At 72.8% G+C, this 25,159-nt stretch carries 21 protein-coding genes and 1 pseudogene; 3 read left to right on the top strand and 19 right to left on the bottom strand.

What is annotated here, in order from left to right:
• Nucleotides 1–31: 31 nt before the first annotated feature.
• On the bottom strand, nucleotides 32–1,555 hold the full coding sequence (locus ACH436_RS00110) for a peptide MFS transporter (RefSeq protein ID WP_430558153.1): 1,524 nt from the start codon (nucleotides 1,553–1,555) through the stop codon (nucleotides 32–34).
• Between the two features lie 106 nt (nucleotides 1,556–1,661).
• Between ACH436_RS00110 and ACH436_RS00105 the strand changes: the two genes are divergently transcribed.
• Nucleotides 1,662–3,077, top strand: a complete 1,416-nt coding sequence (locus ACH436_RS00105) for a cryptochrome/photolyase family protein (RefSeq protein ID WP_430559122.1) — start codon at nucleotides 1,662–1,664, stop codon at nucleotides 3,075–3,077.
• Here ACH436_RS00105 and ACH436_RS00100 read toward each other — a convergent pair.
• Nucleotides 3,058–3,891 carry a bifunctional allantoicase/(S)-ureidoglycine aminohydrolase gene (locus ACH436_RS00100; RefSeq protein ID WP_430558152.1) on the bottom strand — a complete coding sequence of 278 codons (834 nt, stop codon included), beginning with the start codon at nucleotides 3,889–3,891 and terminating at the stop codon, nucleotides 3,058–3,060. The genes ACH436_RS00105 and ACH436_RS00100 overlap by 20 nt on opposite strands.
• A gap of 161 nt (nucleotides 3,892–4,052) precedes the next feature.
• On the opposite strand from ACH436_RS00100, the gene ACH436_RS00095 reads away from it, so the two are divergent.
• A complete protein-coding gene (locus ACH436_RS00095) occupies nucleotides 4,053–4,613 on the top strand; it encodes a hypothetical protein (RefSeq protein WP_430558151.1) in 561 nt (186 codons plus the stop codon).
• A gap of 68 nt (nucleotides 4,614–4,681) precedes the next feature.
• On the opposite strand, the gene ACH436_RS00090 is transcribed toward ACH436_RS00095, so the two are convergent.
• The 13 genes and pseudogenes from ACH436_RS00090 to ACH436_RS00030 all read right to left on the bottom strand — a co-directional run bounded on the left by ACH436_RS00090 (nucleotide 4,682) and on the right by ACH436_RS00030 (nucleotide 20,107).
• A complete protein-coding gene (locus ACH436_RS00090) occupies nucleotides 4,682–5,266 on the bottom strand; it encodes a GNAT family N-acetyltransferase (RefSeq protein ID WP_430558150.1) in 585 nt (194 codons plus the stop codon).
• Entirely contained in the window at nucleotides 5,266–6,771 is a 1,506-nt protein-coding gene (gene gatB, locus ACH436_RS00085) for an Asp-tRNA(Asn)/Glu-tRNA(Gln) amidotransferase subunit GatB (RefSeq protein ID WP_430558149.1), read from the bottom strand. The genes ACH436_RS00090 and gatB overlap by 1 nt, the downstream gene beginning before the upstream one ends.
• An 18-nt stretch (nucleotides 6,772–6,789) precedes the next feature.
• A complete protein-coding gene (gatA, locus tag ACH436_RS00080) occupies nucleotides 6,790–8,310 on the bottom strand; it encodes an Asp-tRNA(Asn)/Glu-tRNA(Gln) amidotransferase subunit GatA (protein WP_430558148.1) in 1,521 nt (506 codons plus the stop codon).
• A 1-nt stretch (nucleotide 8,311) separates the two neighbouring features.
• A complete protein-coding gene (gatC, locus tag ACH436_RS00075; RefSeq protein ID WP_429731461.1) occupies nucleotides 8,312–8,608 on the bottom strand; it encodes an Asp-tRNA(Asn)/Glu-tRNA(Gln) amidotransferase subunit GatC in 297 nt (98 codons plus the stop codon).
• 160 nt (nucleotides 8,609–8,768) lie between these two features.
• Nucleotides 8,769–10,388: a malate synthase A gene (gene aceB, locus ACH436_RS00070; RefSeq protein WP_430558147.1), complete on the bottom strand. Its 1,620-nt coding sequence runs from the start codon at nucleotides 10,386–10,388 to the stop codon at nucleotides 8,769–8,771.
• A gap of 62 nt (nucleotides 10,389–10,450) precedes the next feature.
• Nucleotides 10,451–10,927 (bottom strand): thioredoxin-dependent thiol peroxidase, encoded by a 477-nt coding sequence (gene bcp / locus ACH436_RS00065; RefSeq protein WP_430558146.1) that lies wholly within the window; start codon nucleotides 10,925–10,927, stop codon nucleotides 10,451–10,453.
• A 58-nt stretch (nucleotides 10,928–10,985) separates the two neighbouring features.
• A complete protein-coding gene (allB, locus tag ACH436_RS00060; RefSeq protein ID WP_430558145.1) occupies nucleotides 10,986–12,317 on the bottom strand; it encodes an allantoinase AllB in 1,332 nt (443 codons plus the stop codon).
• Nucleotides 12,314–13,507, bottom strand: coding sequence for a glycerate kinase (locus tag ACH436_RS00055; protein WP_430558144.1), 1,194 nt, complete (start codon nucleotides 13,505–13,507; stop codon nucleotides 12,314–12,316). Before ACH436_RS00055 ends, allB begins: the two co-directional genes overlap by 4 nt.
• Before the next feature lie 89 nt (nucleotides 13,508–13,596).
• On the bottom strand, nucleotides 13,597–15,384 hold the full coding sequence (gcl, locus tag ACH436_RS00050) for a glyoxylate carboligase (RefSeq protein WP_430558143.1): 1,788 nt from the start codon (nucleotides 15,382–15,384) through the stop codon (nucleotides 13,597–13,599).
• 38 nt (nucleotides 15,385–15,422) lie between these two features.
• A pseudogene (locus ACH436_RS00045) lies at nucleotides 15,423–16,322 on the bottom strand (2-hydroxy-3-oxopropionate reductase); the annotation flags it as partial.
• Between the two features lie 37 nt (nucleotides 16,323–16,359).
• Nucleotides 16,360–17,172, bottom strand: coding sequence for a hydroxypyruvate isomerase family protein (locus ACH436_RS00040; protein WP_430559121.1), 813 nt, complete (start codon nucleotides 17,170–17,172; stop codon nucleotides 16,360–16,362).
• Between the two features lie 203 nt (nucleotides 17,173–17,375).
• Nucleotides 17,376–18,632 (bottom strand): DUF6986 family protein, encoded by a 1,257-nt coding sequence (locus tag ACH436_RS00035; RefSeq protein WP_430558142.1) that lies wholly within the window; start codon nucleotides 18,630–18,632, stop codon nucleotides 17,376–17,378.
• A complete protein-coding gene (locus tag ACH436_RS00030) occupies nucleotides 18,629–20,107 on the bottom strand; it encodes an NAD-dependent malic enzyme (protein ID WP_430558141.1) in 1,479 nt (492 codons plus the stop codon). The genes ACH436_RS00035 and ACH436_RS00030 overlap by 4 nt, the downstream gene beginning before the upstream one ends.
• A 109-nt stretch (nucleotides 20,108–20,216) precedes the next feature.
• Between ACH436_RS00030 and ACH436_RS00025 the strand changes: the two genes are divergently transcribed.
• Entirely contained in the window at nucleotides 20,217–20,966 is a 750-nt protein-coding gene (locus tag ACH436_RS00025) for an IclR family transcriptional regulator (protein WP_430558140.1), read from the top strand.
• Nucleotides 20,967–20,989: 23 nt separating this feature from the next.
• On the opposite strand, the gene ACH436_RS00020 is transcribed toward ACH436_RS00025, so the two are convergent.
• The 4 genes from ACH436_RS00020 to uraD all read right to left on the bottom strand — a co-directional run bounded on the left by ACH436_RS00020 (nucleotide 20,990) and on the right by uraD (nucleotide 24,673).
• Nucleotides 20,990–22,690, bottom strand: a complete 1,701-nt coding sequence (locus ACH436_RS00020; RefSeq protein ID WP_430558139.1) for a nucleobase:cation symporter-2 family protein — start codon at nucleotides 22,688–22,690, stop codon at nucleotides 20,990–20,992.
• 54 nt (nucleotides 22,691–22,744) lie between these two features.
• Nucleotides 22,745–23,689 (bottom strand): factor-independent urate hydroxylase, encoded by a 945-nt coding sequence (pucL, locus tag ACH436_RS00015; RefSeq protein ID WP_430558138.1) that lies wholly within the window; start codon nucleotides 23,687–23,689, stop codon nucleotides 22,745–22,747.
• A 145-nt stretch (nucleotides 23,690–23,834) separates the two neighbouring features.
• On the bottom strand, nucleotides 23,835–24,173 hold the full coding sequence (uraH, locus tag ACH436_RS00010) for a hydroxyisourate hydrolase (RefSeq protein ID WP_430558137.1): 339 nt from the start codon (nucleotides 24,171–24,173) through the stop codon (nucleotides 23,835–23,837).
• Nucleotides 24,170–24,673 (bottom strand): 2-oxo-4-hydroxy-4-carboxy-5-ureidoimidazoline decarboxylase, encoded by a 504-nt coding sequence (uraD, locus tag ACH436_RS00005; protein ID WP_430558136.1) that lies wholly within the window; start codon nucleotides 24,671–24,673, stop codon nucleotides 24,170–24,172. The genes uraH and uraD overlap by 4 nt, the downstream gene beginning before the upstream one ends.
• Nucleotides 24,674–25,159: the final 486 nt, after the last annotated feature.

Raw genomic sequence — 25,159 nt, 5'->3', positions numbered from 1 at the left:
GAGAACCCGGCGCACCCCGGCGCCGGCGCGATCAGGACGCGCCGGCGCTGTGGGTGCGCTCCATCTCGTCGGCGTGCCGGATGTGCCGCGTCACCCACGGGGCCAGCAGCAGGAGGACGCCCGCGAACACGAGCGCCACGACGCCGATCCCGCCGAAGTACGCGGTGTCGGAGACGCCCTCGGTCGCCTCGATGGTCTGCGCGGTGATCGCCTGGCCGGCGGCCGACGACAGGAACCACAGCGCCATCGCCTGGCCGCGGAACGCCCGCGGCGCCAGCAGCGTCGTCGCCGCGATCCCCACCGGCGACAGGCACAGCTCGCCGAGCGTCTGGATCACGTAGACGCCGATGAGCACCCACGGCGGGGCGAGCTCGCCCTCGAAGACGGCCGACATGCCCGCGAGGAACAGGAACGACAGCGCCGCGAGCGTCAGCCCCATGACGAACTTGTACGCCGTGGGCGGCCGGTCCCCCGTCTTCGTCCAGATCCAGGCGAACACCGGCGCCAGGATGATGATCGACGCCGGGTTGACCGACTGGAAGAACGCCGGCGAGAGCTCGAGGCCGAAGAGCTGCAGCTGCGTCCGGTCGGCGGCGAAGGCCGCCAGCGTCGTGGCCGCCTGCTCGAAGATCATCCAGAACAGCATCGCGGCGACGAAGAGCGGCACGTACGCCACGACGCGCGGGCGCTCCGCCGCCGTCACGCGCTTGGACCGGTACATCACCACGAGCAGCACCACCGGCGTCACGAGCGCCAGGTAGGACACGGCGTCGATGAACGTCCTGACGGCCCAGCCACCGGCGACCACCGCCGCCAGCGCGGCCGCGACGGCGATCGCGCCGACCACGTAGAGGCCGAGCCGCACCACGGCGGGCCGGTCCTCCGGGGTGATCGGGTTCGGCACGTCCGTCCCGGCGTCGCCCAGGTACCGGTAGCCGCCGACGAAGAAGACGAGGGCGAACGCCATCCCGATCGCGGCCACCGCGAAGCCCGCGTGGTAGCCCCAGGTCTGCTCGACGAGGCCGACGATCAGCGGCGAGAAGAATGACCCCAGGTTGATCCCCATGTAGAAGATCGAGAACGCCGGGTCGCGGCGCTCGTCGTCGCGCGAGTACAACTCGCCCACCATCGACGACACGTTCGGCTTGAGCAGGCCGGTGCCGAAGGCGACCAGGCCGATGCCCAGCATCGAGAAGCCGTACGTGGGCAGGGTGAGGGACACGTGCCCGGCGGCGATGATGATCCCGCCGTACAGCACGGAGCGCCGCGCCCCGATCACCCGGTCGGCGAGCCAGCCTCCGACCACCGACAGCAGGTACACCGACGTGCCGTAGATCGAGACGAACGCGGCCCCGGTGGTCGCGTCCATCCCGAGGCCGCCGTTGGCCACGGTGTCGGTCAGGTAGTACAGCAGGATGGCGCGCATGCCGTAGTAGCTGAACCGCTCCCACAGCTCTGTCCCCGCCAGCGTCATGAGGCCGCGCGGGTGCCCGAAGAACGCGCGGTCCCCCTCGTGCTCAGGGTGCGGTGCCGGTGCCGCGGCCTGGTCGGTCATACCGGAAACTCTGACACCGCGGGGCCTCGACGGCGACTGCTGCGGGACACCACGGGAGGCCTGCACCCGGCCCGGACCCTACGGTGGTGCGGTGCCAGCGACCGTGATGTGGTTCCGCCGCGACCTCCGCCTCGGCGACAACCCGGCCCTGCTCGCGGCGGTCGACCGAGCGCGCGCCGGGGACGGCGAGCTCGTCGGGCTCTACGTGGTGGACGACGACCTGTGGCGCCGGGCGGGTACCAACCGGCTCGCGTACCTCGTGCGCTCGCTGGCCGCGCTCGACGACGCGTGCGGAGGCCGGCTCGTCCTGCGGCGGGGCGACCCCCGGGCGGTCGTCCCCGACGTCGTGCGGTCCGTCGGGGCCGAGGAGGTGCACGTCGCGGCGAGCCACGAGCCGCTCGGCAGGCGGCGGGACGAAGCGGTGGAGGCGCTGCTCGCGGAGGCGGGGACACCCCTCGTGCGCACCGGGTCGCCGTACGCCGTCTCCCCCGGGCGGGTGCTGACCGGGGGCGGGACGCCGTACCAGGTGTTCACCCCGTTCCGGGCGGCCTGGTACGAGCACGGCTGGCGCGCACCGGCCGGCCGGCCCCGCGAGATCCCGTGGGCCACGGTGGCGTCCGACGACCTGCCCGCGGCCCCCGCCACGGACGCCCGCCTGCCCCGCGCCGGCGAGGCCGCCGCGCGGCGGCGCTGGCACGCCTTCTGCCGGGACGGGCTCGCGGGGTACGGCGCCCGCCGTGACCGCCCCGACCTCGAGGGGACGTCGTCGATGTCCGTGCACCTGCGCTGGGGCGAGGTGCATCCGCGCACCCTGCTGGCCGACCTCGCGGCGGCCCAGGCGGACGGCGCCCCCGCGCAGGACGTGGCGGCCTTCCGGTCAGAGCTGGCCTGGCGGGAGTTCCACGCCGACGTGCTGCACCACCGCCCCGAGGGGCGCAGCCGGTCGCTGCGCGCCGTCGTGCCGGACGACGCCTGGGCCGGCGGCGCGGCCGCGGACGACGCGTTCCAGGCCTGGGCGGCCGGCCGCACCGGCTACCCCCTGGTCGACGCCGGCATGCGTCAGCTCCTCGCGACCGGCTGGATGCACAACCGCGTCCGGATGATCGTCGCGTCGTTCCTCGTCAAGGACCTGCACGTGCCCTGGCAGCGGGGCGCGAGCCACTTCATGGCCCACCTGGTCGACGGGGACGTCTCCCAGAACCAGCTCAACTGGCAGTGGGTCGCCGGCACGGGGCACGACGCGGCGCCGTACTTCCGCGTGTTCAACCCGGTGACCCAGGGCAAGAAGTTCGACCCCGAGGGCGACTACGTCCGGCGCTGGGTGCCCCAGCTGCGCGGCCTCGACGGACTCGCGGTCCACGAGCCGTGGCGCCTGGACCCTCCGCCGCGCGGCTACCCGGCGCCGATGGTCGACCACGCCCACGAGCGCCGCGTGGCGCTGGACGACTTCGAGCGCGCCCGCCGCCGGCCCCGCGACGGCGACGGGGCCGGCCGTGCCGGGGTCAGCGGCGGTCGAGCCTGACCTGCCGGTTGACGTCCTTGTACAGCAGGTAGCGGAACGGCTTGGGGCCGCCGGCGTAGCAGGCCTGGGGGCAGAAGGCGCGCAGCCACATGAAGTCGCCCTCCTGCACCTCGACCCAGTCCCCGTTGAGCCGGTAGACGGCCTTGCCCTCGAGCACGTACAGGCCGTGCTCCATGATGTGCGTCTCCGCGAAGGGGATGGAGCCGCCGGGCTGGAACGTCACGATGTTGACGTGCATGTCGTGCGCCAGGTCGTCGGGGTCGACGAAGCGGGTCGTGGCCCACGCGCCGTCGGTGTCCGGCATGGGGCGCGGCTCGATGTCCTGCTCGCGGGTGACGAAGGTCTTCGCCTCGTGGCCGTCGATCCGCTCGTAGACCTTGCGGACCCACTGGAACGCGGCCTTGGCGTCCGAGCGGTTGTGCAGCGACCACTGGTCGCCCGCGGCGAGGTACGCGTACCCGCCGGGCTCGAGCACGTGCTCCTCCCCGCCGACCGTGAGGGTCAGCGTGCCCTCGGTGACGAAGACGACCGACTGCACGGTGTCCTCGATCTCGCCGCGGTCGGCTCCGCCGCCCGGCGAGACCTCGACCACGTACTGCGCGAACGTCGTCGCGAAGCCCTCGACGGGGCGCGCGAGCACCCACAGGCGGGTCTTGTCCCAGCCGGGCAGGTTGGAGGTGACGATGTCGCGCAGCACGCCGCGCGGGATGACCGTGTACGCCTCGGTGACGATCGCGCGGTCGGTGAGCAGCTCTTCCTGCCCGGGCAGCCCGCCCTGCGGGGTGTAGTAGCGGGTGGTCTGCGGCTGCGTCATCGTCACTCCTCGTCGGGCGGCGTATTCCATGTTTCGGAATCCTACTTCTGCGATACGAACTTAGGCCTGCGGCGCCGGCATGTCAACGCGCCCACCATCCTGACCCACGCGCGTCAACCTGTGGTTGACATGCCTTGTCAACCACAGGTTGACTACCGGGCATGAGAGAGATCCGCGCCGCCCTCCAGGCGGTGCAGACGGCGCGTCAGCAGCTCGACGCGGCGGTCCGGAAGGCGCGCGCCCAGGGACACACCTGGGCCGAGATCGGAGCGGAGATGGGCATGAGCAGACAGGCGGCGTTCAAGCGGTTCGGCCGGCCGACCGACCCGCGCAGCGGCGAGGAGATCCGCGGGCGTGGCACGGACGAGGTGGTCGCGCTGACCGACCGGGTCTTCGCGCTGGTCGCGGCCGGGCAGCACGAGGAGCTCGCGGGGCTGATGGAGCCGCGCACCGCCGAGGAGCTCACCCCCGACGTCGTCGGCGCCGCGTGGCGATCCGTGCTCGCGGAGGTCGGCGGGCTCGACCGCTGCCGCGGCACTCAGGTAGAGCTGCCCGACGGCAGCGTCGTGGCGGACGGCGAACAGGTCCTCGGCACCGTCATCGGTACCACCACGCTCGTGTGCGAGGCGGGCGAGGTCCTCGGGCGGGTCGCCTTCGACGACGCGTCGCGCGTCGTCGGGCTCCTCATCGTGCCCACCGATCACGGCCCCCTGCCGTTCTGAGCGCCGCTGTTCGCCGGTCGAGCCCGAGGAGATCACGAGGGTCCCGTCAGGCCCGACCGACGGCGGGCTCAGGCCGTGCCTGCCCCGGCGCGGAACTCGTCCTCGAGGACGCTCATGACGACGGCGTCGGCCCAGCCCTGCCCGTCGCGGAACGCGTCGCGCAGGCGCCCCTCCTCGCGGAAGCCGAGCGAGTCGTACAGTGCACGCGCCCGCGGGTTGACGCTGATCACCGCGAGGCTCACGCGGTGCAGCCTCGGCCCGGAGCCGTCGTCGAACGCGAACCGCAGCACCTCGCCGATCGCCTCACGCCCGTACCCGCGGCCCCGGTAGTCCGGCATCATCCGCAGGCGCAGGTTCGCCGACCGCAGCTCGAGGTCCACCCGGTCGAGGGAGATCTCGCCGAGCAGGTCATCGCTGACGAGCTCCCCGTCCCGCACGGCGGCGGACGTGATCGCCCAGTCGTACCGGCCGGGCAGGTCGGCCGCGCGCGCCGCCCACGAGTCCACCTCGGCGCGCGACGACGCGGCGTTCGTGCCCATGCCCGTCAGCCGGCCGCCGTCCGGGTCGCGCAGCGAGGCCCAGAGCCGGTCCGCGTCGCGCGCCTCGATCGGGCGCAGGCGCACCAGCTCCCCGTGCAGGACGGGCGACCGCATCAGCCGATCCTCTCCAGCACCAGCTCCCGGACGCGCTTGGCGTCCGCCTGACCCTTGGTCGCCTTCATCACCGCACCGATGATGGCGCCGACCGGGCCCTGGTTGCCGCCGCGCACCTTCTCCACGATGTCGGGCTGCGCCGCGAGGGCCGCGTCGATGGCCTCCAGCAGCGGACCGTCGTCGGACACGACCTCGAGACCGCGCGCCACGACGACCGCCTCCGGGTCGCCCTCGCCGGCGAGCACGCCGTCGAGCACCTGGCGGGCGATCTTGTCGTTGATGCGCCCGGAGTCGACGAGCCTCTGGAGCTCGCCGATCTGGGCGGGCGTGATCGCGAGGTCCGCGAGCTCGACCTCGTCCTGCTTGGCCCGGCGGGCCAGCTCGCCCATCCACCACTTGCGCGCGGCCGCGGGGGTGGCCCCGGCGGCGACGGTCGCCTCGATGAGGTCGAGCGCGCCCGCGTTGACGACGTCGCGCATCTCGGCGTCGGCGAAGCCCCACTCGTCGTGCAGCCGGCGGCGCCGGGCCTGCGGCAGCTCCGGCAGCGTGGCGCGGATCTCCTCGACCCACTCGCGCGACGGCGCGACGGGCACGAGGTCGGGCTCCGGGAAGTACCGGTAGTCCTCGGCGTCCGACTTCACCCGGCCGGGCGACGTGGAGCCGTCCTCCTCATGGAAGTGGCGCGTCTCCTGGATCACGGTCTCGCCCGCGTCGAGGAGCGCGGCCTGGCGCGAGATCTCGTAGCGCACCGCACGCTCGACGGAGCGGAACGAGTTGACGTTCTTCGTCTCCGTGCGCGTGCCGAGCGGCGACTCGGGCGTGGGGCGCAGCGACAGGTTGACGTCCGCGCGGACGTTGCCGCGCTCCATGCGCGCCTCGGACACGTCGAGCACGCGGAAGATGTCGCGCAGGGCCTGCACGTAGGCGCGGGCCACCTCGGGCGCCCGCTCCCCCGCACCGGTGATCGGCTTGGTGACGATCTCCACCAGCGGCACGCCAGCGCGGTTGTAGTCGACCAGCGAGTACTCGGCGCCGTGGATGCGGCCGGCGGAGCCGCCCACGTGCGTGTTCTTGCCGGCGTCCTCCTCCATGTGCGCACGCTCGATCTCGACACGGTGCACCGTGCCGTCCTCGAGCTCGACGTCGAGCCAGCCCTCGAAGGCGATCGGCTCGTCGTACTGCGACGTCTGGAAGTTCTTCGGCACGTCCGGGTAGAAGTAGTTCTTCCGCGCGAACCGGCAGCTCTCCGCGATCTGGCAGTTGAGCGCCAGGCCGATGCGGATCGCGTACTCGACGGCGGTGCCGTTGACGACGGGCAGCGCGCCGGGCAGGCCGAGCGACACCGGCGTGGTCTGCGTGTTCGGCTCCGCGCCGAACGACTGCTCGGCCGGGCAGAACATCTTGGTGCGGGTGCCGAGCTCGACGTGCACCTCGATGCCGATCACCGGGTCGTACCGGCGCACGGCGTCGTCGTAGGAGACGAGAGCAGGGGTGGTGGTGGTCACGGTGGTGTTCTCCTGTTCTCAGCCCAGCTCGGGCGCGCGGGCCAGCAGGGGCGCGCCCCACGTGGACTCGAGGGCCGACTCGAGCGCGGCGCCGACGCGGTAGAGGCGGTCGTCCGCCTTGGCGGGCGCGAGGATCTGGAAACCTGTCGGCAGGCCGGCGCCGCCCTCCGACGACTCGGCCAGGCCGTTGGGCACCGAGATGCCCGGCACGCCGGCGAGGTTGGCCGGGATGGTCGCGACGTCGTTGAGGTACATCGCCAGCGGGTCGTCCAGCTTCTCCCCCAGCTTGAACGCCGTGGTGGGCGCCGTGGGCGAGACCAGCACGTCCGCCTGCGCGAACGCGGCGTCGAAGTCGCGCTGGATGAGGGTGCGGACCTTCTGCGCGCTGCCGTAGTAGGCGTCGTAGTAGCCCGCCGACAGGGCGTAGGTGCCGAGCACGACGCGGCGCTTGACCTCGTCGCCGAAGCCCGCGCCGCGGGTCGCGGCCATGACGCGCTCGGCGGTGACCGGCCCGTCGGCCGGCTCGACCCGCAGGCCGAACCGCATGCCGTCGAACTTCGCGAGGTTGCTCGACGCCTCCGCCGGCATGATCAGGTAGTACGCGGCGAGCGCGTAGTCGAAGCTCGGGCAGGAGACCTCGACGACCTCCGCCCCGGCCTTGGTCAGCAGCTCGAGCGACTCGTGGAAGCGCGCGAGCACGCCGGGCTGGTAGCCCTCGCCCTGCAGCTGCGTGACGACGCCGACCTTGAGGCCGGACAGGTCGCCCAGCGCGCCCTGGCGGGCGGCGTCGACCAGCCGCGGCAGCGGCTCGGCGATGGACGTCGAGTCGCGCGGGTCGTGGCCGCCGATGAGCTCGTGCAGCAGCGCCGAGTCCAGCACGGTGCGCGTCACGGGGCCTGCCTGGTCGAGCGACGACGCCATGGCGATGAGGCCGTAGCGCGAGACGCCGCCGTAGGTGGGCTTCACGCCGACGGTGCCGGTGACGGCCCCCGGCTGGCGGATGGAGCCGCCCGTGTCGGTGCCGATCGCGAGCGGCGCCTCGAAGGCGGCGACGGCCGCGGCGGAGCCGCCGCCCGACCCGCCGGGGATGCGGTCGAGGTCCCACGGGTTGTGGGTGTTGCCGAACGCGGAGTGCTCGGTGGAGGAGCCCATCGCGAACTCGTCCATGTTCGTCTTGCCCAGGATCGGCAGGCCCGCGGCGCGGATCTTCTCGACGAGCGTCGCGTCGTACGGCGGGATCCAGCCCTCGAGGATCTTGGAGCCGGCCGTGGAGGGCAGGCCCTTCGTCACGACGACGTCCTTGACGGCGATCGGCACGCCGGCCAGCGGGTGCAGCTCCTCGCCGGCGGCGCGGCGGGCGTCGACGTCGGCGGCCGTGGCCAGCGCGTCGTCCTCGCTCACGTGCAGGAACGCGTGCACGTCGCCGTCGACGGCGGCGATGCGGTCCAGGTGCGCGCGCGTGGCCTCGACGCTCGAGGCCTCCTTGCGCGCGAGGGTCTCGGCGAGCTCCGCCGCGGACAGGCGGGTCAGGTCCGTCATCTCACTCCTCCCCGAGGATCTGCGGGACGGCGAAGCGCCCGTCCTGCGCGTCCGGCGCGGCGGCCAGCACGTCGGCCACGGGCAGCGCCGGCTGGGGCACGTCCTCGCGGAACACGTTCGTCAGGGGCAGCGGGTGGCTCGTCGCGGGGACGTCAGGGGTGGCGACCTCGCGCACGCGGGCGATCGAGTCGACGATGACGTCGAGCTCGCCGGCGAGCCGGTCGACCTCGTCGTCGCGCAGGTCGATCCGGGCCAGGGCGGCGACGCGCGCGACCTCGTCTCGGGAGATGGTGGACATGGCCGCCAGTCTAGTGGTCGGCACATGTCCGGGAGGTTGTCTCCACATCACGGTGCAGACGGCGAGACGGCCGGGACCACGCCACACAGGTCGCGGTCCCGGCCGTCTCCGGTCCGGCGGTGCTCGGCGCCCCCGTCGCAGCCGAGCGTGCCGGGTCTCCTCAGTCCATCCGCTCGTAGGCGGCCGTCGTGAGGAAGTCGATGTACTCGTCGGCGACGGCCACGTCCATGAACGTGGCCCGCGCCTCGTCGAAGGCGGCGGCGCCGCCCGGGAGCTTCGCCACCTCCTCGTCGACGATGCGCTCGACGAGCTCCCGCGTCACCTTCTCGCCGCTGTCGGCGAGGACGACGTCGTTGTGCAGCCACTGCCACACCTGCGACCGGGAGATCTCCGCCGTCGCGGCGTCCTCCATGAGGCCGAAGATGGCGACGGCGCCGAGGCCGCCCAGCCAGGCCTGGAGGTACTGGATGCCGACGGAGACGTTGTTGCGCAGGCCGGCCTCGGTGACGGTGCCGGGCGTCTTGTCGACCGACAGCAGGTCGGCGGCCGTGACGCGCACGTCGTCGCGGGTGCGGTCGATCTGGTTCGGCCGGTCGCCGAGCACCGCGGTGAAGGCCTCCTCGCACGTGGCGACCATCCCGGGGTGCGCCACCCACGAGCCGTCGAAGCCGTCGCCGGCCTCGCGCGCCTTGTCGGCGCTCACCTTGGCGTAGGCCTGCTCGTTCGCCTCGGCGTCCTTGCTCGGGATGAACGCGGCCATGCCGCCGATGGCGTGGGCGCCGCGCTTGTGGCAGGTCGAGACGAGCAGCTCGGTGTAGGCCCGCATGAACGGCACCGTCATGGTGATCTGGTTGCGGTCGGGCAGCAGGAACTCCGAGCCACGGGTCCTGAAGTTCTTCACCACCGAGAACAGGTAGTCCCAGCGGCCGGCGTTGAGGCCCGCCGAGTGCTCGCGCAGCTCGTAGAGGATCTCCTCCATCTCGAACGCGGCAGGGATGGTCTCGATGAGCACGGTGGCGCGGATGGTGCCGCGCGGGATGCCGAGCGCGTCCTGGGCGAGGACGAACGCGTCGTTCCACAGCCGCGCCTCGAGGTGGGACTCCATCTTCGGCAGGTAGAAGTACGGACCGAGACCCTTGGCGATCTGCCGCAGGCCCGCGGTGGCGACGTAGAGCGCGAAGTCGACCAGGGAGCCCGAGGCCTCCTGGCCGTCGACCAGGACGTGCTTCTCGTTCATGTGCCACCCGCGGGGGCGCATGATGATCGTCGCCAGCTCGTCGTCCGGCTTCAGCGCGTAGGACTTGCCGGCCTCGTTGGTGAAGTCGATCCGGCGCTCGATGGCGTCGAGCAGGTTGAGCTGGCCGCCCACCACGCTGCGCCACTGCGGCGTGTTGGCGTCCTCCTGGTCGGCGAGCCAGCACCTCGCGCCCGAGTTGAGCGCGTTGATCGTCATCTTGCGGTCGGTCGGGCCGGTGATCTCCACCCGGCGGTCGACCAGGCCGGGTGCCGGCTCCGCGACCTTCCACGAGTCGTCGGCGCGGATGTGCGCGGTCTCGGGCAGGAAGTCGAGCGTGCCGCCGTCGGCCAGCGCCTGGCGGCGTCGCTGCCGCGCCTCCAGCAGCTCGAGGCGACGGGGGCCCAGCTCGCGCTGCAGGGTCACGATCAGGTCGAGCGCGGCCGGGGTGAGCACCTCGGTGTCGCGCGCACCGATCTCTGCGGTGATGGTCAGGCCGTCGGGGAGCTCCACGACAGTCCCTCCTTGTTCTGCGAAGCGTTGCATATTGAAAGTTCGATTACGCATAGCGGAATCGCCTGGGTGAAACCCTAGCGGGTCCGCGGCGCTCAGGCACCCACGAGCCGCGCGCGCAGCGCGGCCACGTGCCCGGTGGCCTCGACGTCGTACTCGGCGGACCGGAGCGTGCCGTCCGGCTCGACGACGAACGTGCAGCGGTGCACCCCGTCGAACGTCCGGTCGCCGATCGTCTTCGGGCCCCAGGTGCCGTACGCGTCGGCCACGGCGTGGTCCGCGTCGCTGAGGAGGGGGAAGGTGAGGTGCTCGGACTCCACGAAGGCGCGGACGTCCTCGACCGGGTCCGCGGAGACCCCCACGACGGCGTACCCCGCCCCGGCGAGCGACGCGAGGTTGTCGCGGAAGTCGCAGGCCTCGGTGGTGCAGCCGGGGGTGCCGGCCTTCGGGTAGAAGTACACGACCACGCCCTTGTCGGCCGCGGCACGGACGTCCGCGAGGGACACCGGGGTGCCGGCGGAGTCGGGCAGGGTGAAGTCGGGGGCGGTGTCGCCCGGCTGGAGTCGCGTCATGATGCGTCCTCGTTCGTTCTTCTCGGTGACGGGGGGACCGTGGGGGGCGGCCGGGCGCTCAGCCCTCGCCGCGGCGCAGCAGGGTGCCGGCGGGCTCGTCGCCCACCTCGCCTCCCCGCAGCAGGGTGCGCCGCACCACGCCCGTGAGGTCGCGGCCGGCGTACGGCGTGACCGGGTTCTTGTGGTGCAGGCGGGCCGGGTCGACGACGAACGTCGCGTCGGGGGCGAAGACCGCGAGGTCCGCGTCCTTGCCGACGACGATGCCGCCCTTGCGCTCCAGGCCCACCAGCGCGGCCGGGCCGGCGGACATCCACCCGACGACGTCCGCGAGGGGGACGCCGCGGCGGCGCGCCTCGGTCCAGACGACGGCGAGGCCGAGCTGGAGCGACGCGACGCCGCCCCACGCCTCAGCGAAGTCGCCGGAGGCCGGCTGCTTGAGCTCGGCCGTGGCGGGCGAGTGGTCCGTGACGACGATGTCGATCAGGCCGTCGCGCAGGCCCTGCCAGAGCCGGTCCTGGTTGTCCTGCTCGCGGATCGGCGGGCAGCACTTGTAGGCCGTCGCGCCGTCGGGCACGTGGTCGGCGTCGAGCGACAGGTAGTGCGGGCAGGTCTCGACCGTCAGGCGCACGCCCTCGGCGCGGGCCGCCGCGATCATCGGCAAGGAGTCTGCGTCCGACAGGTGCAGCACGTGCGCGCGGGCCCCGGTGGCGCGGGCCGCGTCGATGAGCGCCGCGATCGCCGTGGACTCGGCCTTGGCGGGTCGTGACGCGAGGAAGCTCCGGTAGGCGGGCCCGGGTTCCTGCGGGGCGTCCTCGAGGGTGCCCGGGTCCTCGGCGTGCACGATCATCAGGGCGCCGAACGTCGTCAGCTCCGCGAGGTCGGCGCGCAGCTCCGCGTCCTCCAGGTGCCCGAACTCCGGCACCCCCGAGTCGGCGAGGAAGCATTTGAACCCGAACACCCCGGCGTCGTGCAGGGGGCGCAGGTCGGCGGTGTTGCCCGGTACCGCACCGCCCCAGAAGCCGACGTCGACGAACGCCTGGTCCACGGCCCGCTGCTTCTTGACCTCGAGGTTCGCCGTCGAGGTGGTGGGCGGCAGCGAGTTGAGCGGCATGTCGACGATGGTCGTGACGCCGCCCGCCGCCGCGGCACGCGTAGCGGTGGCGAAGCCCTCCCACTCGGTGCGGCCGGGCTCGTTGACGTGCACGTGCGAGTCGACCAGGCCGGGCAGCAGCACCTCGTCCTCCGCGAGCTCCAGCACCGTCGCGCCGGTCAGGCCCGCACCGAGCGGCACGACGGCGGCGATCCGGCCGTCGGTCACGCCCACCTCGACCGCGCGCTCCCCCTCGGGGGTGACGGCACGGGCGGCGCGGACGACGAGGTCGTGGGTCATGCGTTCTCCAAGGTGTTCAGGGCCGCGGGGTTCAGGGCCGGCAGGTGGTCGGCGAGTCGCGCCGCGAGGGTCTCGAGCAGCGGGCCCGCCTCGGCGAGGCAGCGGGCGACGTCGGGCTCGACGTCGGTGAGGGCGTGCACCGCGCGAAGGCCGGCCGTGGCCGCCTGCGCGGGGCTCAGGGTGGTGCGGCCGCAGACGGCGACCGTGGGGACGCCGCGTGCGGCCGCCGCGGCGGCCACGCCGACCGGGGTCTTGCCGTGCAGGGACTGCGCGTCGAGGCTGCCCTCCCCCGTGACGACGAGGTCGACGCCGGCGAGCCGGTCGGCGAAGCCGGTGAGCGCCAGCACCTCCTCGACGCCCGGGCGCCGCTCCGCGCCGAGCAGCAGGCAGGCGAAGCCGACGCCGCCCGCGGCCCCGGCGCCGGGCTCGGCGGCGTGGCCGCGGGCCCCGGTGACGCCCACGGTGGCGAGCACGTCGACCCAGGTCGCCAGGCCCAGCTCGAGCTCCACCACGGTCTCGGGGCCCGCGCCCTTCTGCGGCCCGTACACGGCGGCCGCGCCGTGCTCGCCGAGCAGCGGGTTGTCCACGTCGCTCGCGAGGACGATCTCGGTCTCGGCGAGCGCCGGGTGCAGTCCCGACAGGTCCACGTCCACCAGCTCGTGCAGGTGGCCGCCGCCGTCGGCGAGGTCGCCGGCGCCCGTGGTGAGTCGCGCGCCCAGGGCGGCCAGCATCCCGGCCCCGCCGTCGGTGCTGGCGGAGCCGCCCACCCCGACGACGATCTCCCGGGCGCCCGCGTCCAGGGCGTGCGCGACGACCTCGCCCAGGCCTCGGGACGTGGCGGCGAGCGCCGTGCCCGGCGTCGGGTCGACCATCCCGAGCCCGGTGACGGTCGCCATCTCGACGACGGCGGTGGCGCCACGCCGGGCGTACCGGGTGGCGACCGGGTCCCCGAGGGGGCCGGTCGCCACGAGGTCCACCGCGGTGTACCCGGCGGCGAGGGCGGCCTCGAGGGTGCCCTCGCCGCCGTCGGCCACGGGGAGCTCGCTGGTGAGGACGCCGGGCGCCACCCGCCGCAGGCCGGCCGCCAGGTGGGCGGCCACCTCGCTCGCGGTGAGGGAGCCCTTGAACTTGTCCGGGGCGAGCAGCACGCGCGCCGTCGTCGGACGTGTCGTCGTCACTGGCGTCGTCACCGTCGCTCCACCCCCTCGTCCGTCGGGCCCGCCCGTCCTCGTCATCGTCTCTCCCGTCGCCGTCGTCGGGTACTGCTCGGCCGGTCGCGCTAGTCGAGCAGCGCGATGGCCGTGGGCGAGTCCTCGGCCGAGATGGCCAGGTCCTCGAACTCGTTCACCCCGTCGAGCTCGGCACCCATCGCGATGTTGGTGACCCGCTCGAGGATGACCTCGACCACCACGGGGACGCGGAACTCCGCCGTCATGGCCTGCGCCTTGGCGAACGCGGCGCCCAGGTCCTCCGGGTCCTTGACGCGGATCGCCTTGCAGCCCAGGGCCTCGGCGACCTTGACGTGGTCGACGCCGTAGCCCTCGGGCTCCCCGTCGCCGTCCGACATGTTGATGTTGTCGAACGCGAGCGACACGTGGAAGTCCATGTCGAACGCGCGCTGCGACTGGCGGATCAGGCCCAGGTAGGCGTTGTTCACCACGACGTGCACGTAGGGCAGGTGGTGCTGCGCGCCCACGGCGAGCTCCTCCAGCATGAACTGGAAGTCGTAGTCGCCGGAGAGGGCGACGACGTTGCCCTCGGGCAGCGCCCGCGAGACGCCGAGCGCGGCCGGTCCGGTCCAGCCCAGCGGGCCCGCCTGGCCGGCGTTGATCCAGTGCCGCGGGTGGTAGGTGTGCAGCAGCTGGGCGCCGGCGATCTGCGACAGGCCGATCGTGGTGACGTAGACGGTGTCGCGGTCGAAGGCCTTGTTCATCTCCTCGTACACGCGCTGCGGCTTGATCGGGATCTCGGTGAAGTGCGTCTTGCGCTGCAGCGCCCCCTTGCGCTCCTGCGCCGAGGCGGCCCACGCCGAATAGTCCTTCACCTTCCCGGCGGCCTTGCGCTCGGCGGCGACCTCGAGCGCGGTGCGCAGGAACGCGCCGGCATCGGAGACCACGCCGTAGTCGGGCGCGAACACGCGGCCGATCTGCGTGGGCTCGATGTCGACGTGCACGAAGGTGCGGCCCTCGGTGTACGTCTTCAGACCGCCGGTGTGGCGGTTGGCCCACCGGTTGCCGACGCCGATCACGAAGTCCGACTCCAGGAACGTCGCGTTGCCGTAGCGGTGCGACGTCTGGATGCCGACCATGCCCGCGGTCAGCGGGTGGTCGTCGGGGATCGCGCCCCAGCCCATGAGGGTCGGCACGACCGGCACGCCGAGGGTCTCGGCCAGCTCGACCAGCTCGGCCTCCGCACCGGCGTTGATGATGCCGCCGCCGGCCACGATCAGCGGGCGCTCGGCGGCCAGCAGCATGTCGATCGCCTTGGCGACCTGCTCGCGGGTGGCCTGCGGGCGCTCCACGGGCAGCGGCTGGTAGGTCTCCGGGTCGAACTCGATCTCCGTCATCTGCACGTCGATCGGCAGGTCGATGAGCACCGGGCCGGGACGGCCCGAGCGCATGAGCTGGAACGCGCGCTGGAAGACGCCCGGCACCTGCGACGCCTCGAGGACCGTCTTGGCCAGCTTGGTGACCGGCGCGGCGATCGACGCGATGTCGACGGCCTGGAAGTCCTCCTTGTCGAGCTTGGCCACGGGGGCCTGGCCCGTGATGCACAGCATCGGGATCGAGTCCGCCCACGCGGCGTACAGGCCCGTGATCATGTCGGTGCCCGCGGGGCCCGACGTGCCGATGCAGATGCCGATGTTGCCGCGCTCGGCACGCGAGTAGCCGTCGGCCATGTGCGACGCGCCCTCGACGTGCCGGGCGAGCACGTGGTGGATGCCGCCGTGCTGGCGCATGGCGTCGTAGAACGGGTTGATGGCGGCGCCGGGGAGGCCGAAGGCCTCGGTGGCACCCTCCTTCGCCAGGATGGCGACCGCGGCGTCGACCGCGCGCATGCGGGGCATGGTGCTCTCCTTCGAGTCTTCTGGAACGTCGGGTCGGCTCAGCGGCCGGACAGTCGCGCGATGGCGTTGAACAGGCCGGAGTGGTCCAGCGAGCCGTCGCCCTCGGCGCGGGCCGCGGCCATGAGCTGCGCCACGACGGCGCCGACGGGGGCGACGACGCCCTGCTCGCGGGCGGCGGTGGTGAAGATGCCCAGGTCCTTGTGGTGCAGGTCGATGCGGAAGCCCGGCGCGAACTCGCGGCCCAGCATCTTCTCGGCCTTCTGGTTCAGCACGGCCGAGCCGGCGAGGCCGCCGCCGAGGACCTTGACGGCCGCCTCCGTGTCGACGCCGAACGCCTCGAGGAAGACCACGGCCTCGGCCAGGAGCGCGATGTTCCCGGCCACGATGAGCTGGTTCGCGGCCTTGACGGTCTGGCCGGAGCCCGAGGGACCCACGTGCACGACCGTCTTGCCGACCGCGTCGAACACGTCGGACGCCGCGGCGAAGTCCTCGGCGGAGCCGCCGACCATGATCGACAGGGCGGCGTTCTTCGCGCCCGCCTCGCCGCCGGAGACCGGCGCGTCGAGGTAGCGGAAGCCGGCGGCCTTCGCCTGCTCGGCCAGCGCGACGGTGACGTCGGGGCGGATCGACGAGAAGTCGATGATCAGGGTGCCCGGCTGCGCGTTCGCGAGGACGCCGTCGTCGCCGGTGAGCACGCCCTCGACGTCCGGGGAGTCCGGGACCATGACGGCCACGACGTCGGCGGCCTTGACCGCCTCGGCGACGGAGGAGGCGGCGGTGCCGCCCGCCTCGACGAGGGGCTGCGCCTTGGCGGCCGTGCGGTTGTAGCCGACGACGGCGTGCCCGGCGTTCTGCAGGTGGACGGCCATCGGGCTGCCCATGATGCCGAGGCCGATGAAGGCGATGGTGCTCATTGGTCGTGTCCTTCCGGGGAGGTCAGGGTGGTCGCGGTGCCGGCTGCGCGGTGTCGGCTGCTCAGCGCGCCGATCGCTGCTCGCGCGGGAGCCAGGCGAACGGGTCGGCGTCGCCCGAGGGCTCCGCCTTGTACTCGAGGCCGACGGGGCCGGCGTAGCCGGCGGCGCGGAGGTCGTCGATCCAGCGCTGGATCGGCAGGTCCCCGCTGCCCGGGGCGCCGCGGCCCGGGGCGTCGGCGATCTGCACGTGGGCGATGCGGTCGCCGTAGGTCTTGAGGTCGAGGTCCACGTCGGAGCCGTTGACCGACAGGTGGTAGACGTCGAACAGCAGCCCGAGGTTGGTCGCGCCGTGCTCGTCGCGGACCCGGTCGAGGACGGCGACCGCGTCGGCCGACGTCTTGAGCGGGTAGGCGGGGGTGCCGGAGACCGGCTCCAGCAGCACGGTGCCGCCGATGCGCTCGACCGCGCGGGCGGCGAGTGCGAGGTTCTCGGCGCCGAGCGCGTCCTGCGCCGCCGGGTCCTCGCCGTCGACGCGGTTGCCGTACAGCGCGTTGAACGCGCGGCAGCCGGTGCGCTCGCCGATGCGGGCGACGACGTCGAGGTTCGCGCGCAGGTCGGCCGTGCGCTCGGGCCAGGAGATCAGGCCCCGGTCGCCGCCGGGCATGTTGCCGGCGTCGAAGTTGAGGCCGGTGAGCTGCACGCCGGCGTCGGCCAGGGCCCCGACGAACGCGTCGATCTCGTCGGCCGCGGGCGTCGGGGTGGCGAAGGGCCACCAGAACTCGACGCCGTCGAAGCCGGCCGCCTTCGCGGCCGCCGGACGCTCCAGGAGCGGCAGGTCCGTGAGGAGGATCGAGCAGTTCACGGTGTAGGGGATCTGGTCCGTCATCGCTGACTCTCTTTCGCCAGATGGAAGATTGGTTCCTTGTTGTGAAAACGCTACGCCGCGTCGACGCGTCGGTCAACCCCTGCCCGGGCCCGTCCCGCGGTGCGGTCGTGACCCCGCGCACACACCGACGGCCCGGCAGGACGTCGTCCTGCCGGGCCGTCGGGGCCGTGCGCTGCGCGAATGCCGCGGGGTCAGCCCCCGAGCGGGCGCGTCACCATCGCGGTGAGCTCGTCGGGCCGCAGCCCGACGCGCTCGGCGATCTCGTCGGCGCCCAGCGCGCCGCAGTCGACGCCACGCTTGAGGTACCACGCCAGCGCCTTGGCGGTGGCGGGCTCGTCGAGCACCGCCCCCTCGACCTTGTTCACGTAGTTCGACAGGCGCTCCGCCGCAGGCTCGAAACCCTCCCGGTAGAACGCGTACGTCGCCGCGAACCGGCTCGGCAGCTGCCCCGGGTGCAGGTCCCACCCCTGGTAGTACCCGCGTTCCAGCGAGCGGCGCACCAGGCGGCCGTGGTTGGCCCACGCCGCGCGCACCTGCGCGTCGTCGCCGACGGGCAGGACGTTCGTCGACCCGTCGGACAGGCGCACGCCCGTGCCGGCCGCGGCGAGCTGCATGACCTCCTTGGCCAGGTCCGCCGCCGGGTGCTCCATCGACTGGTACGCCGCCGCGACGCCGAGCGACGCCGAGTAGTCGTACGTGCCGTAGTGCAGGCCGCTCACGCGCCCCGCCCCCGCATGGATCATCCGCGCCACGGTCGCCGTGCCCGCGGAGTCGAGGATCGACTGCGGCGTCTCGACCTGCACCTCGAAGCGCAGCCGCCCCACCGGCAGGCCGTTGGCCTCCTCGAGGCGCTCGCACACCGCGACCATCGCCTCGACCTGCGCCACGCCGGTCACCTTCGGCAGGGTCAGCACGAGCCCGTCGGGCAGCTCGCCCGACGCGGCGAGCGTGCTGACGAAGACGTCGAGCGTCCGCAGGCCGCGGGCGCGGGTCGGGCGCTCGAAGCACTTGAAGCGGATGCCGACGAACGGCGTCGCTCCCCCGGCGTCCAGCTCGGCGCGCAGCGCGCCCGCCGCAGCGGCCGTCACCTCGTCCTCGTCGGCGTCGGGGTGCGTGCCGTAGCCGTCCTCGAGGTCGATGCGCAGGTCCTCGATCGGCTCGGTGGCGAGCTTGCGCTCCACCTGGGCCGCGACAGCCTCGCGCAGGTCGTCCCGCACGCCGACGGCGTCCAGCAGCGCCTCCGTCCCCTGCGCCTCGACGGCCGCGCGGGCCTGGGCGCCCCAGTCCTGCGCGAGCCCTGCGGCGTACCGGTGCGCCGGCACGTACACGGTGTGCACGGGCTGGCGCGTGCCGTCGTCGCCGGGGTACGCCCGCTCCAGGTGGGCGTCGTGCGCGGCGAGCCGACGCTCGACGTCGTCGAGCGCGGCCTGGTCGAGGGCGGCCTTCACCGGGCCACCGCCACGCCCTCGGCCTGCAGCGCACGACCGAGGTGCTGGGCCAGGTGCTCGGCATCCTCGGCGCGGTGCTCCGCGACCGGGACCTCCTTGAGCCCCTCGGCGCGCACGGCGTCCGCGACGGCCTCGGCGACGCGGCTGTCGAACACGCCCGGGATGACGAAGGCGGAGTTGAGCTCGTCGTCGCTCACCACCGACGAGATCGCCACGGCGGCGACGCGCAGCATCTCGTCCGTGATCTGCGTGGCGCCCGCGTCCAGCAGGCCACGGAACAGGCCCGGGAACGCCAGCACGTTGTTGATCTGGTTGGGGTAGTCGCTGCGGCCGGTCGCCACGACGGCCGCCGTCTCGCCCGCGGCGATCGGGTCGACCTCGGGCGTCGGGTTCGCCAGCGCGAACACGATGGCGCCGTCGTTCATCGTCGCGACGTCCGCGCCGGTGAGGATGTTCCCCGCCGAGACACCGACGAAGACGTCGGCGCCGACCAGCCCCTCCTTGAGGGTCCCGGTGAAGCCCGACGGGTTGGTGTTCTCCACGATCCAGGTGCGGTTCTCGTCGTCGCCCGCCGACTCCGGCGTGAGCGCGCCGTGCCGGTCGAAGCCGATGATGTCCTTGGCGCCCTGCGCGAGGAGCAGCCGGATGATGGCCGAGCCCGCGGCGCCGACGCCGGAGACCGCGATCCGCACGTCCTCGATCTTCTTGTCCACGACCTTGAGCGCGTTGATGAGCGCCGCGAGCACCACGATGGCGGTGCCGTGCTGGTCGTCGTGGAAGACCGGGATGTCCAGCTCCTCGCGCAGCCGCTTCTCGATCTCGAAGCAGCGCGGCGCGGAGATGTCCTCGAGGTTCACGCCACCGAAGCCGGGGGCGATCGCCTTGACGGTGCGGATGATCTCCTCGGTGTCGGTCGTGTCCAGGGCGATGGGCCAGGCGTCGACGTCGGCGAACTGCTTGAACAGGGCCGCCTTGCCCTCCATCACGGGCATGGCCGCCTCGGGGCCGATGTCGCCGAGCCCGAGGACGGCGGTGCCGTCGGTGACGACCGCGACGGTGTTGCGCTTGATGGTGAGGCGGCGAGCGTCCTCCGGGCGGTCGGCGATCGCCAGGCAGACGCGCGCGACGCCCGGCGTGTAGGCGCGCGAGAGGTCGCGGCGGGTCTTCAGGGGCACCTTCGGGGTGACGGAGATCTTGCCGCCGAGGTGCATGAGGAACGTCGAGTCCGACATCTTCAGCACGCGCACGCCGTCGAGGGCGTCGAGCGCGGCGACGATGCCCTCGCCGTGCTCGGCGTCGACCGTGTCGCAGGTGACGTCGACGACGATCGTGTCGGCGTGCGACTGGGCGATGTCGACGCCCATCACCGAACCACCGGCCGCGGCGATCTCGTGGACGATCTCGCTCGTCGCCCGCTGCGAGGCGGGCGCCTCGACGCGGAGGGTGATCGTGTAGCTGGGGCTGGGCATCGCCATGGCCTGGGTTTCCTTTCGTGGCACTGATGACATGAAGTTCCGAGATGTGGAAGGATGGTTTCTAGAACCGGGATCGGTTCCGAAGACTTTGCGGAGGGGGCCCACACCCATGGCGAACGGCACCGGAGTCCAGTCGGTGGACCGGGCGATCGACCTGCTCGAGATCATGACCGACCTCGGCGGCGACGCCGCGCTGAGCGAGCTGGCGGCCGCCGCCGGCCTCCCGCTCCCCACGATCCACCGCCTCATGCGCACGCTCGTCGGTCGCGGCTACGCGCGCCAGCTCCCGAACCGCCGCTACACCCTGGGCCCTCGTCTCATCCGGCTGGGTGAGAGCGCCGGCCGCCAGCTCGGTGCCAGCGCCCGCCCTCACCTGGAGCGGCTCGCCCGCGAGCTCGGCGAGAGCGCCAACCTCGCGATGATCGACCGCGACATGGTGGTGTACGTCGCCCAGGCGTCGTCGTCGTACTCGATGCGGATGTTCACCGAGGTGGGCCGCCGCGTCTACACGCACTGCACCGGCGTCGGCAAGATGGTGCTCGCCGAGCTGCCGGACCAGACCATCCGCGACATCGTGGGCCGCGTCGGGATGCCGCCGGCCACCGACCTGTCGATCACGGACCCGGACGACCTCATCAAGGAGATCGGCACGATCCGCGAGCAGGGGTACGCCGTCGACGACGGCGAGCAGGAGATCGGCGTCCGCTGCTTCGCCGTGCCCGTGAAGGACGCGCCCACCCCGACCGCGCTCTCGGTGTCCGGGCCGGCGGCCCGGGTCACCTACGAGTTCGGCGAGGCGGCGCTCCCGCTGCTCCACGAGGTGGCCGACACCATCTCGAGGGAGCTGCTCGCCGCCTGACGGCGCGCGCGGCGCCGCAGTCCTCACGCCTCCCCCGGTTCGGCGGCGCCCGCGGGCACCAGCCGCTGGTGGGAGTCGTCCGCCGGAGCGTCGACCACACCGGTCCGACGGCCCGCGACCGCGATGGGGGCGGGCTCGCGGATCTGCAGCACGTCGGGCACGCCGTCGGCGTCCAGGTCGATCGCCGACACGCAGCCCGACCGGCGCCCGTGCCCGTGGCGCACCCGCGCACGCACGTCCGCGTTGAGCCGGGCGCGACGGCGCTCGTCCTGACGCTCGGCGTCCAGCTTCGCGAAGTACTCGGCGCGGCGCTGCTCCTGCTCCTCCGTGACCACGAGCCGCGCCGACGAGCCCGCAGTGAACACCGAGGGGTCCTTGCTGCGCCGGCCCCAACGGATCTCGTTGAAGACGAGGTTGAGCAGGACGGCGACGACGGCCGCGGCCGCGATCCCGGAGTGGAAGATCATCCCCACCCAGGACGGGAACTGGTCGTAGAAGTCCGGCACCGCGATCGGGATGATGCCGAAGCCCAGGGCGACCGCGACGAGGGTGAGGTTGAGGTTGCCCTCGTACTCGACGCGCGAGAGCGTGCGGATGCCCGAGACGGCCACCGAGCCGAACAGGACGATGCCGGCGCCGCCCAGGACGGGCGACGGGATCGCGGCGACCACCTGCCCCAGCACCGGGAACAGCCCCAGCACGAAGAGGACCGCGCCTCCCGCCGCGACGGCGAAGCGCGAGCGGATGCCGGTGATCGCGACCAGGCCGACGTTCTGCGCGAACGCCGAGGCCGGGAACGAGTTGAGGAACGGCGCGACCAGCGTGGCGGCCATGTCCGCCCGCAGACCGTCGCCCACGCGCTTCGCGTCGACCTTGGTGTCGAGCACCTCGCCGATGGCGATGAGGTCGGCGGTGGTCTCGGTCATGATGACGAGGATGACGATCGTCATCGAGATGATCGCGCCGATCTCGAAGACGGGGGCGCCGAAGACGAACGGCGTCGGCAGGGCGAACGGCGACCCCTCGCCGACCCCGGAGAAGTCCGCGAGGCCGAGGGGCACGGCCGCCACGGTGCCGAGGATGATGCCGAAGAGGATGGACAGCCGGGAGATCGTCCCCTGCAGGAACCGGCTGAGCACCAGCACCACGACGAGCGTGCCGAGCCCCAGCGTGATGTTGGGTACCGACCCCCAGTCCGTCGCCTCCTCGTCGCCGCCCATCATCCAGCCCGCCGCCGTCGGCAGCAGCGACACCCCGATGATCGTGATGATCGTCCCCGTCACGACGGGCGGGAAGAACCGCACCACCTGCGCGAAGAACGGGCTGATCGCCAGGCCGATCACCGCGGCCACGATGATGGAGCCGAAGACGGCGGGCAGGCCGCCGTCCCCGCTCGCCACCGCGACCATGGTGGACACGGTGGCGAACGAGATGCCCTGCACGAGCGGGAGCTGCGATCCGAAGAAGCGGATGCCGAGCGTCTGGAGGGCGGTGGCCAGCCCGCTGACGAGCAGCGCCGCCGAGACGAGGACGCCGATCTCCGCCCCGGTCAGCCCCGCCGCCTGCCCGACGATGATCGGCGGCGCGATCACGCCGCCGTACATCGTCATGATGTGCTGCAGGCCGTAGAGGAACGTCTTGCCGAGCGGGTACCGCTCGTCCTCCGGCCTGCCGCCCTGCGGCGTGGCGGTGGCGGCCGCCGCGTCGATGGTGGTCGTGCTCATCTCGATGCTCCTTCGAACCGACTGCACGGTGCTTCGCTGATCAGCGGACCCGGGTCAGCAGAACCCCGTGACGGTGGCCCACGCGCGCGGCTCGGCGTCGGCGCCCTCACGCTTCACCTCCGCCTCGATCTTCCCGTAGGGCCGGTCGGCGACGTAGAAGACCTCGTTCGGGTTCTCCAGGCCGAAGGGCTCGAAGTCCACGACGAAGTGGTGCAGGTTCGGCATCGAGAACTTGATCTCCCCGATCTCCGGGTGCGCCTCGAGCACGCGCTTGCCCATCTGGTAGAGCGTCTGCTGCAGCGCGAGCGAGTGCACGTCGGCGAAGGTCTCCAGCAGGATGCGGCGCACGTCGTCGTAGACGGCGTTGAAGTCGATGTCCAGCGACGTGTAGCGCCAGCGGGCCGTCACCGACGTCGCGAGGATGCGGTCGGTGGTCTCCTGCAGCGTGGTGTAGCGGTCCTTCGGGAAGCCGTGGAACTCGGAGCCCGTGGACTTGAGGACCTTGAGGTCCTCCAGGCCGGACACGACGAAGACCTCGTCGCCCTCGCGCTGGACCACCGTGGTGCGGGTCTCGGTGCCACCCTTGACGAACGCGTGGTCGTGCTCGCCGTCGGTCACGTGGTTGGTCAGCGACGAGGGGATGTGCTCCCAGGTGTACTCCTTGGCCTCCCAGCGGCCGCCCTCGATCCACTCGAAGCTCGACACGAAGTGCTCGCCCAGACGCAGCGCGAACTCCTCCGGCGAGGGGATGCCGTCCTTGGCGAGCGCGAAGACGGTGTTCTTCTGCGTGTCCGTCGGGACGACGCGACCCTGGTCCCCGTCGATGTGCGCGGCGGAGAAGTCTCCCCGGAGCTGCGAGGTCACCGAGAGCTCGGTGATCCGGTGACGCGCCTGGTCGCGATCGACCTTCATGACGCGGACCTCGGCCTTGCCGTACTGGTTGTCCCCCAGCACGATCGTGCCCGTGGTGACCTGGGCGTCGGTGGCGGTGGCGGTCATTGCTGACTCCTTCATCTGTTGTTGCGCATCCGTTGTTGCGTTGCCCGGGACCGCCCACGATGGCGGCCCCGGTACGTCCCCGATGACGATGACGCGGGTCGCGGCGTCTGTGCCGCGACCGTGGTGACGCAGGCCTGAAGGCCCCTCAGCTCCCGCGGTACGTGGAGTACGCGAACGGGCTGAGCAGGCAGGGCACGTGGTAATGGTCGCGCCCGGCCTCGACGGTGAAGTCGATGGTGATCGACGGGTAGAAGGTCGCGACTCCCCGGGCGGCGAAGTAGTCGCCGGTCGCGAAGGTCACGCGATAGGTGCCGGGCTCGATCGACTCCGGCCCGAGGTCCTTCACGCGGCCGTCCGCGTCGGTGGTGGCGTCCGCGAGCCGGGTCGCGTCGTCCGCGCCGACGCTCCACAGGGAGACGCCCACGCCGGCGGCCGGCAGGCCGGACACGGCGTCCAGCACGTGGGTGGTGATGTGCGAGGTCATGAGAGTTCTCCTTCCAGCCGCAGCACGGCGATCTCCCGCAGCTGCTGGCCGGCGATACGTCGCTCGGTGGCGGGGTCGTTCCCCAGGCGCTCCTCGAGCGAGGCGAGGATCTCCTCGGCGGTGCGCCCTGCGGCCCGGATGAGGAAGACGTGACCGAACCGCTCCTCGTACGCGCGGTTGCCCGCGCGCAGCCGGTCCTCCACCGACCCGCTCAGGTCACCGAGGCCGGCCTGCTCCCGGCGCGAGTGCGCCGCGTCCGCGTCGTCCCCGGACGCACGCTCGCCGATCCGGGGGTGCCGCGAGAGCGCGGAGTCGATCTCCTCGTCGCTCCACGGGTCCGCCACCGAGCGTGCCGCGGCGAGTGCAGCCTCCGTGTCCGCGTACGGGCGGCCCGCGACCACCGCGTCAGCCCAGCGGGCGACGGCCGCGCACGAGAGCACCTGGGCGCGTGCGGCTTCGCTGTCCGCCGCGTTGAATGCCTCGAGACCTGCACTCGTCATCGAGCGATCCTCCTTCGGGGATTCCGCCCACCGGAAGTGGGTTTCCGTTCAGTGAAGTCTCACTCTCGCCCGGCCGCCATGTCAAGTGAGTCTGCGCTCAGTAAGACTGAGTCGCACGGGTCCAGCCCCGCATGTGGACAGACACACGTCATCCCCGCAGGTCGGAGGCAGAAGACGGGCAGAGAGCACCGCCTGTGAAGACCCTGCGGAGAGTGCTCGAGACCGCGGCTGCGCTGTCGAGCTCGGCGGGCCCGGCGGTGGGCACCCGCGCGGCCGGCGCCCCACGGCGCTGGTGGGGCCGGCCTGGTGCGGCGCGCACGCGCGGGCACGCAGGAGGCGCACGGGCGCGGCCCACGGTGTGGGCCCCGGGTCTGGGGGCGTCGTGGCGGGGGTGTTCGGGGTATGCGAAAGGCCCACCCCGGGTGTGGGGTGGGCCTTTCGTGAATGGGTGTCCGGCGGCGTCCTACTCTCCCACCCCCTCGCGAG

Origin of the sequence: Isoptericola sp. NPDC019693 (assembly GCF_044389085.1) — a bacterium.
Classification (GTDB): domain Bacteria; phylum Actinomycetota; class Actinomycetes; order Actinomycetales; family Cellulomonadaceae; genus Isoptericola.
Note: the sequence above shows the minus strand (reverse complement) of the source record. Positions and strands in the feature narration are given on the sequence as shown.

Excerpts from the sequence above, each read along its gene's own strand:
- gcl (WP_430558143.1), bottom strand. The coding sequence starts at position 15,384 with ATGCCCCGCATGCGCGCGGTCGACGCCGCGGTCGCCATCCTGGCGAAG.
- ACH436_RS00090 (WP_430558150.1), bottom strand. The coding sequence starts at position 5,266 with ATGCGGTCGCCCGTCCTGCACGGGGAGCTGGTGCGCCTGCGCCCGATC.
- uraD (WP_430558136.1), bottom strand. The coding sequence starts at position 24,673 with ATGACGAGTGCAGGTCTCGAGGCATTCAACGCGGCGGACAGCGAAGCC.
- ACH436_RS00110 (WP_430558153.1), bottom strand. The coding sequence starts at position 1,555 with ATGACCGACCAGGCCGCGGCACCGGCACCGCACCCTGAGCACGAGGGG.
- gatA (WP_430558148.1), bottom strand. The coding sequence starts at position 8,310 with ATGACGGACCTGACCCGCCTGTCCGCGGCGGAGCTCGCCGAGACCCTC.
- ACH436_RS00105 (WP_430559122.1), top strand. The coding sequence starts at position 1,662 with ATGTGGTTCCGCCGCGACCTCCGCCTCGGCGACAACCCGGCCCTGCTC.
- pucL (WP_430558138.1), bottom strand. The coding sequence starts at position 23,689 with ATGACCGCCACCGCCACCGACGCCCAGGTCACCACGGGCACGATCGTG.
- ACH436_RS00020 (WP_430558139.1), bottom strand. The coding sequence starts at position 22,690 with ATGAGCACGACCACCATCGACGCGGCGGCCGCCACCGCCACGCCGCAG.
- uraH (WP_430558137.1), bottom strand. The coding sequence starts at position 24,173 with ATGACCTCGCACATCACCACCCACGTGCTGGACGCCGTGTCCGGCCTG.
- bcp (WP_430558146.1), bottom strand. The coding sequence starts at position 10,927 with ATGACGCGACTCCAGCCGGGCGACACCGCCCCCGACTTCACCCTGCCC.
- ACH436_RS00095 (WP_430558151.1), top strand. The coding sequence starts at position 4,053 with ATGAGAGAGATCCGCGCCGCCCTCCAGGCGGTGCAGACGGCGCGTCAG.
- ACH436_RS00030 (WP_430558141.1), bottom strand. The coding sequence starts at position 20,107 with ATGGCGATGCCCAGCCCCAGCTACACGATCACCCTCCGCGTCGAGGCG.
- allB (WP_430558145.1), bottom strand. The coding sequence starts at position 12,317 with ATGACCCACGACCTCGTCGTCCGCGCCGCCCGTGCCGTCACCCCCGAG.
- ACH436_RS00100 (WP_430558152.1), bottom strand. The coding sequence starts at position 3,891 with ATGACGCAGCCGCAGACCACCCGCTACTACACCCCGCAGGGCGGGCTG.
- aceB (WP_430558147.1), bottom strand. The coding sequence starts at position 10,388 with ATGCAACGCTTCGCAGAACAAGGAGGGACTGTCGTGGAGCTCCCCGAC.
- ACH436_RS00025 (WP_430558140.1), top strand. The coding sequence starts at position 20,217 with ATGGCGAACGGCACCGGAGTCCAGTCGGTGGACCGGGCGATCGACCTG.
- gatC (WP_429731461.1), bottom strand. The coding sequence starts at position 8,608 with ATGTCCACCATCTCCCGAGACGAGGTCGCGCGCGTCGCCGCCCTGGCC.